This is a genomic window from Nostoc sp., from assembly GCF_036918015.1.
Classification (GTDB): Bacteria; Cyanobacteriota; Cyanobacteriia; order Cyanobacteriales; family Nostocaceae; genus Nostoc.
The window spans coordinates 156,544-168,677 of the sequence record NZ_JBALEO010000089.1 but is presented as its reverse complement, the minus strand read 5'-3'; the positions used below and the strand labels follow the sequence as shown (position 1 = coordinate 168,677).

The window sequence follows — 12,134 nt, the reverse complement described above, 5'->3', positions numbered from 1 at the left end:
AAAAGGCGCAACTTCGAGGGTTAAAGGTGCAACTTCGAGGATAAAAGGTGCAATTGCGAGGATAAAAGGCGCAACTTCGAGGGTTAAAGGTGCAACTTCGAGGATAAAAGGTGCAATTGCGAGGATAAAAGGCGCAACTTCGAGGGTTAAAGGTGCAATTGCGAGGGTTAAAGGTTAAGCGATCGCTCTTTTAACTCGACAACTCATGTTCCAAGGTGCAAGCTTCGAGTTCAGAAGTTAAACAGTGAAGGTTGAAAGTAAATCTTTGGCGTGTCCAGTAGATATCTCACAGTTGTTCGCCAGTCTCTTCTGTCAATATGTCAGCGTGATGTAATGACCGACCATACTCTAAAGCTTCCAAAAATGCTGATTCATCAGAGATTGAGCCAATAATCTTTTCCAGCCAATTACTATAGGTAGGCGCATCAATGACTTGATGTTTGATATCTGCAACTGTTTGTTCAAGAATCGCTAAACGTTGTTCAAAATTTGCTTCATCTAACATAATTTTCTTTGAGACTTTAGTTTCAATGTTAATGCTTATCCGCGCCTAGACAACGCGGATGAGCATCTTGTCCATCACAATAAACTATTGACAAAGAATGCTAGCCTTAACTGAACCGTATTGGGTTAGGTGTAGCTGTAGTTTTAGTCTGGTAAGCCTTTTTAACACCAACCCAATTACTAGCAATTGGCATTCGCCAACCAGTTCCAAAGGCGCGATCGGTGATTTTTAAGCCGGGGGGTGCTTGTCGCCGTTTAAATTCAGCCCGCGCTACCATTTGAATTACTCTGTCTACAATCACCGCATCGTGACCGGCTGCAACAATTTGCGCTGCTGATTGGTGGTTGTGAATCAGGCGTTGCAAAATATCGTCCAAAACTTCGTAAGGCGGTAGAGAGTCTTGATCCACTTGGCCGGGTTTGAGTTCGGCGCTGGGTGCTTTAGTCAAAACGTTTTGCGGGATGATTTCATCATTGCGATTTAACCAATGACAAAGTGAATACACGCGAGTTTTAGGTACATCTGCAATCACTGCTAACCCGCCATTCATATCGCCGTAGAGAGTACAGTAACCAACTGCCATTTCTGACTTGTTACCAGTAGATAAAAGCAGATAGCCAAATTTGTTAGCGATCGCCATTAATAAATTACCGCGAATCCGAGATTGGATATTCTCTTCAGCCAGTCCAAACTCTGTACCCGCAAACAAATCACCTAATGTTTGATCGAAGCCTTGCATTAACTCCCCAATTGGTAAAAGATTAGTCTTAATCCCCAAATTTTCGGCTAATGCTACAGCATCGCTAATGGAATGCTCCGAACTGTAAGGGGAAGGCATGAGAACACCGAGGACATTTTCTTTCCCAAGTGCCGCAGTGGCGATCGCAGCTACTATTGCAGAGTCAATCCCGCCACTTAAACCCAACACTACTTTAGAAAAGCGGCACTTACGAGCGTAATCTCGCACTCCCAAAACTAACGCTTGCCAAATTTCTTCATCTTCCGATTCATACACAGGTGCTACAGAACCCAACTGCAAATCACGCTGTGTTTCATCAAATTCTACTACTAATAAATCAGTGTCAAAACCACGAGCGCGACACATAATTTCACCTTGACGATTTAAGGCAAAACTACGCCCATCAAAAACTAGATCGTCATTTCCCCCAACTTGATTAGCGTAAATCATTGGTTGTTGAAAACGTACTGCACTATGCCTAAGCATTGTTTCGCGAAACTGTTGCTTACCAGCCGTGTAGGGCGAAGCAGACAAATTTACAATCAAATCTACACCCAAAATTGCTAAGTCAGCAATCGGATTCACTGTATAACTACGTTTGCCCCAAAATTCCTCATCATTCCATAAGTCTTCGCAAATAGTTACGCCAATATGGATATCATCGAGAATGAAATAATTAGCTTGCAAGCCTTCTTCAAAATAGCGACGTTCATCAAAAACATCGTAAGTAGGTAAAAGTCGCTTGTGAAAAACTTGCTTAACCTGGCCATTCTCTAACAAAGCTATGCTGTTAAATAAACTTTTACCACCACTAATATGTGCTTGGATATTTGGTTCAACAGTTCCTACCAACACAGCTAAATTTGGTGGTAAATCTTGAGCCAAGTTTTGTAAAGTGATGCCCATCGCTTCCACAAAACTAGGATTGAGTAATAAATCTCTTGGTGGATAGCCGCACAGAGAAAGTTCAGGTGTCAACAACAAACGCGCCCCGCTAGATGCTGCTCGTTGTGCCGCCTCCAGGATTTTTTGGGCATTTAAAAGCAAATCACCAATAGTCGGATTAATTTGAGCGATCGCAATTTTCATATTATTTGTCATTTATCATTGGTCATTTGTCATTGGTCAAGAGTCATAAGTTACTCAGGACTTTGCAATACGGTTCGTTAAAGTTTTAATATTTTGAAGATCCCCCCAACCCCCCTTAAAAAGGCTTGCTCATAAACCTCTTTTACCCCCTTTTTAAGGGGGTCGCCGCAGGCGGGGGGATCTTAACCGAAGGGTATTGCAGGAATTTGGACTCTGTAAAGTGATTGGTTAAATAAACACCAAAGGTTTATCTTTTAAGGGAGCAAAAGCTTCCGCGTCAAACTTATACAAACTAGCTGGACGACCAGCACCCCGCGATACCTTAATTCCGGTATCGCATAAAAAACCTAACTTGAGTAGACGCGCCCGAAAATTAGAATAATCGGAAAAGTTATCACCTAAAACTGTGGTGTATAACTGATATAAATCATTCAAGGTGAACATTTCTGGCAAGACTTCAAAAGCTACTGGGCTATACTCTAATTTATTTCGCAACCGCCTATGGCCATAAGCCAGAATTTCATTATGGTCAAAAGCTAATTGCGGCACTTGTTTGACTGGATACCAAGCGATACCAGTCATGCGATCGGCAATTAATTCGGCTTCTTCAAATCGCACTAGGGCAAAGTAACTAACTGATAAATAACGCACACCATAACTATCAGTTGCTTCCCGTGGATCGCGATTCGGGCCGCCAAAGGTATAGAGTTGTTCTAAATAGAGATTGTTGACCTTAATTTTCTCTGCCATAATGCGATAGGCGGCATCTTCTAGAGACTCTCCTGGACGTACCAAAGTACCGGGAAGACTCCAATGATTTAAAAATGGTTCTTGCTGTCGCATTACTAATAGAACTAACAGCCGATTTTGTACAGTATCTACAGAAAAAATTACATTATCAACACCAACCTTGAAATCGGCCAAAGGTTGTTGGTTTAACGAAGTTGAAATCTTTTTTTGTGAACGTCCTGGCATTCGTACAAATGCTCTCGATTAATATAGGCAACTACAGGGGCTGTGAGGGCTTGGGGATCTCCATGTTCGCGGTACGCTGTTGAGGAAACATCTAGACCGGTCAGACTAGCGATCGCAATTTTCCCTCCCAGCTTTTGCACTACCTCTGAACTAGATTTATCTATTGCATATCCGGGTCGCGGTACAATCAGTAATTGCACTTGCTGTAACAAATCTTCAATGCGATACCAACGTGGTAGCTGACTCAGTAAATCAGAACCAACGATCATCGTTAATTCAGCGTCTTCACCCCAAGTAAGCTTCGCTTTCTCAACTGTTTCCAGCGTTCTGAAGCTACTCAATTCTTGTTCCAAAGCAATATTATGCCGTGGTGCGTCTATATCCGCAATCAACAGTCGCAACATTGCCGCCCGATGCTCTAAGGGTGTTTGATGGGACTTAAATGGATTATCCGCTGCCCAAACCGCTACCCAATCATAACCCTCAGACAACCAACTCAGAATTTTTTGATGTCCCGCAGTTGGTGGATCGGCACTAGTACCAAACAAAGCAACTCTCATAATAATTCGTAATTCGTAATTCGTAATTCGTAATTAAGACAGACTCAAAAAGTACTTTTATCTCTGTGTACTCAGCGCCTCTGCGGTTCGTTTCTTAGTTTCCTCCGTTAACTGTTGCAGTGCGGCAGAAATCTCCACTTGCACCCCTACCGGATGATCCAAACGCCGTGTCTCCTGTGGCAAACTAGCAACTGAGGCTGCGGTACGTTGACGAATTGTTGCCAAAGACTCTAACGGTTGTACCCGTTGACCCTCTTGCACTACCAATTGCAACAAAGGTTCTTCGTCGAAAGGAATTTCACCTAAGAGTCCCAACCTGTCTGTTTTTACCTTACCTCCCGTAAACGAGCGAAAAATCTGCTTGCGTCCTGGATAAGTAACTTTACCACTAGACTGCTTCATCACTGGGATGCCATCAATGTCTACAAGTTTATAGACTCCATTGACAGGCGAACCTGTAACTAGTCGCGTTCCCAGTCCGTAACCATCAATTTGCGCCCCAGCAGCTTTTAATCTGGCAATTTCCCACTCATCCAAGTCGCCACTGGCAAAAATTGGCACATCGGGAAGGAGCGATCGCACCTGTTTTGATAAGGTAACTAAATCTCCTGAGTCCAATCGCACTCCTGTTAATTGCATTTCCCCGGAATTTACTTTTTCGGCCAAGCGCTGGGCAGCAGCAATGGTATCGTAAGTATCAATTAGTAATGGCGCACCCGGAAAATAGCGATGAAATGCACTAAAAGCTTGTTCTTCAGTGCCTTCTATTGCTGACAACGCCATCACCAGGGCGTGTGCCATCGTACCACTTGGTTGTTGTCCCAGTTGTAGCGCTGCTAACACATTGGAGGTGGAATCTAAACCACCTGCCAAAGCTGCCCGCGCCGCCCACAAAGACCCTTGGGGACTAAATGCCCGTCTTGTGCCAAATTCTAAAAGTGTTGCTGATTCCCCCGCAATATCCCGCAACCGTGCTGCTTTTGTGGCAATCAAAGTCTGGTAATTAATCGTATTTAAGAGGTAAGTTTCTACTAGTTGCGCTTGCCAAAGGGGTGCTTCCACCCGCAACAATGGTTGATTGGCAAAGACGGCTGTTCCTTCCGGTACTGCCCAAACATCACCCGTAAACTTTCCCTCAGCTAAAAGTGACCAAAAGCGATCGCTTGCGTGAGCAAAAATTCCTGTTGCTTGTAATGCCGCAATTTGCGCGGAACTAAAGCGGATTTTGGCTAAATATTCCAATGCCTGCGTCAGCCCCATTGCAATTAAATAACCAAAACCCTCTGGCAATCGTCTGACAGACAATTCAAAGCTTGCCCGTCGTTGTTCTATACCTTCGCCTGTGTAACAAGCTGCCATCGTCAATTGATAAAGGTCGGTCAGCAAGCTGTAGTCATCGGCAGAAAGGTTTAATTCCTGGTTCTGCTGGCTTTGCTGTTTATGTACATAATTCAAATCTGGCAAAGTTGTCATGCAAGAGCTTCCTTACAAGATGCTTCTATTATTTATGGTAATATTTACCATAAATAATGTCAACTCCCTGCAAGTAGATTGTCTGAGATTGCCGCAGAGCTGTAGATTTATCGGTAACTTAATACTAACTTCATCAAATACTTAATATTTTTTAATAGTGATAGCGCGTAATAATGTTAATTAGATCGGGTGGTAAATCAAGGAAAATAATATCCTGTCAGAGAAAGTTTGTTGTAAGAATTCAGCACCCAGGAGTCAGGAGCCAGAATTTATCAGGAATCTAGAATGATTGGTATATTTATTCATCAAATTTTCTCCTGATTCTTTAACTATTCTGAATTCTGTTAGCGTAGCGGGGCGTTCGCTTTTAGCGTCTCCAAGAGTTGCCCATTCTGACTCCTGAATTCTTACAGTTTGTTTTGCTTCGCTATTTTCCCAAATGGGTTGAAAGAAACAACTATGTTACAATTAGAATCGAAGAGAAAATTTTGACTTTTTGACAAGCTAAAGTATTGCGAAGTTATCTGAATAAACATTGCATATAGTCTCAATATATTGAGAATAAGAGCAAGGCTTGAATATCGGTATTAGAGTATAGGTAGCACAATTAAAGCGGCTCGAAAAAAGGAGTCCAATATTATGGCTATTTCCAATATCATTGCGAACATAACCAAGTATATTTCTGAAGCTGCAATGCGGATTTTTGGGCCTAATGATGACGCTTATCCTGCGACAGGCGTACAACCTTTTACAGGTGAGCCTTATGATAAGCGTAAAGATGAGAATAATTAGGTGCTGAATATAAAAATCTCTGCTGATAGGTGCGGGCAAGATGCCCGCACTACCCGGATTTTAAAAGGGATTATTTTGAGAACCATAGTTTTTAAAAGTAGGTACAATTAAGCGTTTCCACAGTATCCTGGCGATTAGAAATGGTGGCTACACGAGACTTTTACGCACCTTTCCTGCGGAACGCCGTGGGTGAACGTGGGTTAAAAATTTTGATTTTCTCAATTAATTCACCATCAATTAGTTCATAGCGATCGCACTCACCGTAATGGCGAATAAATTCATCAACGGTTAGAACTTTTGGGGCTGATTTAACCATTGTGATTATTCCTCATGATTTGGTACGAGCCACTAAGTAAAGCGTTATAGCGATGAATTATGCTCAATATAAGAGCGCAGAGCAGAGTTAATTAGAGATTCGTAGCCTTTTCCTTTGCTTTGAAACCAATCTAGAATATCTTGATCTAGTTGAATTAATGTGGCTTCTTGGCTAACAGGTTTTACCATTTTAGCTGTTTCCCAGAATTCCCGATCTAATTCAGGAATATCTGAAGTATCAATCGCTGTATCAGGGATATTTTCGAGTTCTTTAAGTCGATTGGGCGAGATACTCATAGTAGGTTCTCCTTTCTTTTGGGGTGGCTTTTCGGGCAGAGATCAATCGAATTTTGCCGTTTCTGTCTGTATGGGCGACGGTAATAATTACAACGCCTTGGATTGAGCCAATACTAATTTCTCGAATTTCTTCCTAGTCGTACCGTTCATCAATTGAGGTGAAAACAACACCGTCAAATATTTCTGTAGCTTCTTCAAAACTAATGCCATGTTTGTGGATATTTTGTTGGTTTTTATTTTTATCCCATTCAAATTTCATTCAACTATACATAATCCATATAGAGTCAAGTGTAATAAATCAGATCGAGGCGTGAGAAAAAACTCACGCCTTTTTATTTAAACTTTTTTATCTCCGCCTGCTAAGAGTTCCAGAATGACTCCATTTGTCCAGCCGAAACCAACTTCGTTAGAACTATATCCAAAGGTGATTTCGTCGGAAACGTTGGCAGAACAGCGTTCAACATCATATTTCTCAACTAGGGTATTGTGACGCTCGAATTCTTTAACTACCATAGCGAGAAATTTATTGGCAATGCGATCGCCTTCTGTATGATAACCATAGCGGTGAAGTCCCTGGACGGCAATTAACGTCAATGGTGCCCAGCCAAAAGGTGCATCCCACTGGTTTCCGGTGACATGAGTACTGGTCAAAATTCCGCCTGGGGCTTCAAACAAAGAGAGATTTTCCGCCACTCGCCGGGCTTGGGTTGGAGAAGCAATTCCCAGCCACAGAGGATAGAAGGTGGTAGCAAATTCGTAGCCGCGGCGTTTTCCACTCTGGAAGTGGTAGTCTAAATAGAGTCCTCGTTCTTCATTCCAGAGAAATTGATCGATCCGATCGCGGCGGATATCTGCACGATCGCGCCATTGTTGTTCCAGTTGTTCGTTCCCTAAAATATGGTTAATTTTCGCTAAATCTTGTTCTACCTGATACAAGAAACTGTTGAGGCATACAGGAGCGTAGTGGAGGATATCAGCACTGAAAGGGCCAAATCGGTTGGTGATATCAAAACCGGACTCGCGCATGGTGCGATCGGCCTTATAAAATAGATTGGTCAGTTGGTCATTTTCCCGATCGTAGTAAAGATTGACATCGTAATCCTCAACCTCAAAGGTTTGGTAATATTCCTTGACGCGATCGTAGTGGCTTTTTCCCTCTTCATCTCGCTCGGAGAACAAAACTTCTGGCGCGGGGCCTTCCCCAAAGGCATAAAATCTGGATAAGCCTGTTGCAGCATTCAAATGGGGCGGAACTACCCAGTAATAGTAAAATTGCTCTAACAGCGGTACGGTTGCCTTCAACCACTCTTCATCTTTGGTGTGCTGAAATAACGCCAAAACCATCATACTCAGGACAGGAGGCTGCGATCGCGACAGCATATAAGTCCGATTGGCGTTGAGGATAGTGCCGTAATGTTGCACTTGGTACAGCAATTGCTCAACTTGACTTTGTGCTAGTTCCAGTTCTCCATCGTGCAAAAGTCCTAGTAATATAAAGTAGCTGTCCCAGCCATACATTTCGTTGAAGCGTCCACCTGGTACGACATAAGGCCCTGGTAAGTATAGTAACCCATGCTCTTTAATCGCTTCGACTTCCGAGGGCAAAGTGCGAATTTCTAGCTGTTGCATATCTTTTGAAGATAGCGATCGCTCCAACACACTTTGAATATTGGGAAAATCTTCTGAGGGTGAAATGTAGACGATCCAAGGAGTGTCTTTTTTGTGGTCTAGTTTGGTATCCTTGGCAGATTGTAATAAGTGTTCGTGCGATCGCGTTAAAGTTTTCCACGTTTTTTTGATATGGACGCGCACGGCGTCAATCTGGGCGGTGGTAAGTGCTGGTGGAGTGCCGGTAGCTGGAGTTGGAGTAGTCATAATTCATCTCAAAATTCAAAATGGGGGCTGGGGAATAGAGACTAAGGACTTAAAAACAGGGAGTAGCGCTATCAAGGTGAGTCTGGATGAGACTGCAACTTCTATTTCATTACTAGCTTAGAACTCGCAACTTCGAGATCAGTACTTGGAATTTTCAGAATTTTAAAGGAACATGAACAAATACGAAATTCAATCTACATATCACCTTGAGCTGGCTAGATAGGGAGCCAGAGAGTAAGAGTTTGTTTGAAAAGTGTTTGGCTGTGATTTTAAGTACTTCTAGATCCCCCCTAGCCCCCCTTTTTAAGGCTACGGTGTACACACAAGTTCTTGAATTACCCCACCCTAACCCTCCCCGTATGTATTGGGGAGGGAACTAGATTTTATTGTTTCCCCCCTTTCCAAGGGGGGATTAAGGGGGGTAAAATCCGGATCTCAAAGTGACTCCGATTTGTATGTACACGGTAGCTTTTTAAAGGGGGAACCTAGAATCAAAGTCCCCCTTTTTAAGGGGGATTTAGGGGGATCTATAACGTTTTGCTACCGACAAGAGGACTTTTCAAACACCCTTTCAGGCAGAAGAGTTTTCCCCTCTGCCTCTTTTGCCCAATACCCCTTAATCACTGACTAACAACGCAACTGGAAAATGAGTTAGGGCTGCTGCGATAGATAAAGTTTCTGTAGACTTTAAGGATTGCTGAGTTATGGCGTTTTTCCAGGAGTGAGAAGTTCCAGAGGGTAATTGCAGATGCGTATCTTGCCAAACTGACTCGCCCAAGGGATTGTCTCCTGGCTGGATGAGGCTGGTTAAAAAGCGGGGCGCGATCGCGATCGCTGTTTGATTCCCCTCCCGCCGTGCAAAGGCGATAATGTGATTAGCGTAGGTTCCCTGAACTTCTAACGGCAGATAGTCGCCATCCTGGAATAATGAGACATAGTTTGTTCTAGCTTGGAGTAATTGAGCCGTTAAAAACAGTTTGATTCTGCCATCTGTTTTGTTGTTCAGTAACTCCTGAATTAGTCCAAGAATATCTGTTTTTGCCTGTTCGCGGATGGCGCTTAAGTAAGTACGTCGCTGTTCAAAATCCACGGGACGGCGATTGTCTGGATCTACTAGACTCAGTTCCCAAAGTTCTGTTCCCTGGTATAAGTCGGGTACGCCGGGGGCGGTAATCTTCAGTAGAGTTTGGGAAAGGGAATTGAAGATACCATACTCTGCAATTCGCTGTTGAAAGGGACGAAAGGCTTCTAGAAATTCCCTGGAGATGGCAGGATCGAGTACTTTCTCAATAAAGGAGGTACAAGCTTCTTCATACTCGCTATCAGGTCGTAACCAGGCTGTATGCACCTTCGCTTCTCGAATTGCTTTAATTATATAGTCCTTCACCCGTTCCACGAAGGATGCGTGTTCGTGTTCGGCAAAAGGAAACGCCCCTACTATGGTTTGATAGAGAAAATACTCATCATTGCGATCGGGTATAGCGAACCCGTGACGATCGCTACGATGTCCGCGATTAATGGCGCTCCAAGTATTTACCTGCTGATCCCACTCATCGGGGATTTCTGAAAGGACATTCAATCTGGCCCGCACATCTTCGCCGCGTTTGGTGTCATGGGTGGCTGTGGTGTTCATCGTGTGGGGCCAGGTTGCTTGGTGCTGTTGGTTAAAGGCATGAAATTTGGTTACTGAAATCCCAAAATGACCGGGATTACCCCCGACTTCATTCAACGACAGCAAGCGATTGTAGACATATAATGTGGTGTCTTCTACACCTTTCGCCATTAGCGGGCCGCTGTATTGCTGCATTCGCAAGACAAAATATATCCACTGTTCGCGTTCTGTTTGAGTCAGAGAATCATCAAACTCTAGCAGCATTAACTTTTCAATAAAAGTCAGTTCGTGCTGCAACAGGGGCGTTTGTTCTTTGGCTTGGCTAATTACTTTTTGAATGATAGCGCGATCGCTATCTCCAATTCCATCGGGCGTAATGTAAGTACGGTAAATCGGGAACAGCGTCAAAACTTCAGCGATCGCTCTTTTTAATCCATTTAGCGTAAAATCATTGCCATAGCGATATTTGCTGGAGATATTTTTTAATAAAAGAGCCAAACTGTCAATATCACCTGCTAAATTCTTTTCTAGTATCAGGTGCTTTTTATCCTTCACTATTGATGCATAATCTACTCTGGAACCAATAAAATTTTGGTATATTTTATCGAACTGCGATTGATTTTCCGTTTGACAAAATACGCCATTTACATAGTTGAGAAAGTCATATCCAGATGTTCCTTCAATTCCCCAATTTTCCGGTAGTTCTTCGGTGAGTTCTAAAATCTTTTCAACAGTGATATAAACATCACCCATTTTTTCCCGCAGCCTTTCGAGATACTGAATTGGGTTATAAAGTCCATCAATATGATCGATGCGTAAACCTGTAAATTTGCCTTCCTCAACCAGCTTTTGAATTAAGCTATGAGTATTATTAAAAACCCGCACTTCTTCAACTTTCACAGAAATCAGTTCGTTGACAGTAAAGAAACGGCGGTAGTTCATTTCTTCTGCGCCAACCTTCCAAAAAGCAAGACGGTAAAACTGGTCTTTCAGTAATTCATCTAGGAGGTTAAAGCTTTCAGAATTACCGGGTTCTCCGTTGAAAGTTTCGATATTTTCGTCAATGAACTCGCGGATGGCATCGTTTGTGGTGTAGAGTTCCCAGACTAATCCTTTGATAAATGCAATCTGGTCTTGTCGTTGTTTACCCGCCACTTCTGAAGGCACATTTTTGAGAATGTAGAGAATCCCCAAAAGCTTAATAAAATCGGGGTGATTGCGTCCCAGTGTGCGGGTGAGTTTCCCTAAATTATGGGTGATAAATTTTGTGTAAGATTCTAAGCGGAGTGGCAATTTCAAGCTGTAATAGTTGACAGTTAAACCGTTCTGTTCGTATTGCAGTTGAATGTGTCCGTTTTCTAGGGATGCACCATAGAAATCTCCCAGCAATGGCGCAAGAATTCGCTCTTGGCGATCGCCAAAGGGAGCATTCCAAGAAATGTCGAAGTAGTCGGTATAGCTGGAATCTGGGCCGTGTTCCAATACATCCATCAAGTAATCGTTTTCGCTGCTATAGGCCATGTGGTTGGGCACAATATCTTGTAACCAGCCCATACCAAGGGATTGGATTTCATCAACTAATGCATCAAAGGATTCATTAGTTCCCAATTCTGGATTGAGTTGAGTGGCATCTACTATATCGTAGCCGTGTGTACTCCCGGATCTTGCTTTGAAAATGGGGGAGGCATATAAATCAGAAATACCCAAATCTGCTAGATAAGCTGCGATCGCTTTGGCGTTGTCAAAGCCAAACTGGGGTGTAAACTGAATTCGATAAGTGGCGGTGGGAATTCGCATATTTTTTTGGAGTGGGAAGTAAGGGGAATAAGGAAGATGAGGTTTTGAGCTTGAACATTGAAGCTTTCAGAGGATGTTTGAAAAGTCCTCTTCTTAGTAGCAAAA

General features: G+C 43.0%; 10 protein-coding genes and 1 pseudogene. 1 reads left to right on the top strand and 10 read right to left on the bottom strand.

Annotated elements, in window-relative coordinates; genetic code table 11:
• Nucleotides 1-286: 286 nt before the first annotated feature.
• From V7K61_RS27515 to V7K61_RS27495, 5 genes are all read right to left on the bottom strand, one after another.
• Nucleotides 287-505, bottom strand: a complete 219-nt coding sequence (locus tag V7K61_RS27515; RefSeq protein ID WP_335058355.1) for a transferase hexapeptide repeat containing protein — start codon at nucleotides 503-505, stop codon at nucleotides 287-289.
• A gap of 106 nt (nucleotides 506-611) precedes the next feature.
• Nucleotides 612-2,333 (bottom strand): NAD+ synthase, encoded by a 1,722-nt coding sequence (locus V7K61_RS27510; RefSeq protein ID WP_335058371.1) that lies wholly within the window; start codon nucleotides 2,331-2,333, stop codon nucleotides 612-614.
• A 228-nt stretch (nucleotides 2,334-2,561) separates the two neighbouring features.
• Nucleotides 2,562-3,308, bottom strand: coding sequence for an NUDIX hydrolase (locus V7K61_RS27505; RefSeq protein WP_334839824.1), 747 nt, complete (start codon nucleotides 3,306-3,308; stop codon nucleotides 2,562-2,564).
• Complete coding sequence (locus tag V7K61_RS27500; protein WP_335058352.1) at nucleotides 3,269-3,868, bottom strand: nicotinate-nucleotide adenylyltransferase; 600 nt, start codon at nucleotides 3,866-3,868, stop codon at nucleotides 3,269-3,271. The genes V7K61_RS27505 and V7K61_RS27500 overlap by 40 nt, the downstream gene beginning before the upstream one ends.
• A gap of 57 nt (nucleotides 3,869-3,925) precedes the next feature.
• The gene (locus tag V7K61_RS27495) at nucleotides 3,926-5,341 is read right to left on the bottom strand and encodes a nicotinate phosphoribosyltransferase (protein WP_335058350.1); all 1,416 of its coding nucleotides are present in this window, start codon (nucleotides 5,339-5,341) and stop codon (nucleotides 3,926-3,928) included.
• Between the two features lie 639 nt (nucleotides 5,342-5,980).
• On the opposite strand from V7K61_RS27495, the gene V7K61_RS27490 reads away from it, so the two are divergent.
• Complete coding sequence (locus tag V7K61_RS27490) at nucleotides 5,981-6,133, top strand: hypothetical protein (protein WP_334997915.1); 153 nt, start codon at nucleotides 5,981-5,983, stop codon at nucleotides 6,131-6,133.
• Between the two features lie 160 nt (nucleotides 6,134-6,293).
• Here the strand turns inward: V7K61_RS27490 and V7K61_RS27485 are convergent, their stop codons facing one another.
• The 5 genes and pseudogenes from V7K61_RS27485 to treY all read right to left on the bottom strand — a co-directional run bounded on the left by V7K61_RS27485 (nucleotide 6,294) and on the right by treY (nucleotide 12,029).
• Nucleotides 6,294-6,449 carry a hypothetical protein gene (locus V7K61_RS27485; RefSeq protein WP_335058375.1) on the bottom strand — a complete coding sequence of 52 codons (156 nt, stop codon included), beginning with the start codon at nucleotides 6,447-6,449 and terminating at the stop codon, nucleotides 6,294-6,296.
• A gap of 44 nt (nucleotides 6,450-6,493) precedes the next feature.
• Entirely contained in the window at nucleotides 6,494-6,745 is a 252-nt protein-coding gene (locus V7K61_RS27480) for a BrnA antitoxin family protein (RefSeq protein WP_335058348.1), read from the bottom strand.
• Nucleotides 6,720-7,004: pseudogene (locus tag V7K61_RS27475) on the bottom strand (BrnT family toxin). The gene V7K61_RS27480 and the pseudogene V7K61_RS27475 overlap by 26 nt, the downstream one beginning before the upstream one ends.
• Nucleotides 7,005-7,081: 77 nt before the next feature.
• A complete protein-coding gene (locus V7K61_RS27470; RefSeq protein ID WP_335058347.1) occupies nucleotides 7,082-8,620 on the bottom strand; it encodes a trehalase family glycosidase in 1,539 nt (512 codons plus the stop codon).
• 616 nt (nucleotides 8,621-9,236) lie between these two features.
• Nucleotides 9,237-12,029: a malto-oligosyltrehalose synthase gene (treY, locus tag V7K61_RS27465; RefSeq protein ID WP_335058345.1), complete on the bottom strand. Its 2,793-nt coding sequence runs from the start codon at nucleotides 12,027-12,029 to the stop codon at nucleotides 9,237-9,239.
• Nucleotides 12,030-12,134 lie beyond the last annotated feature (105 nt).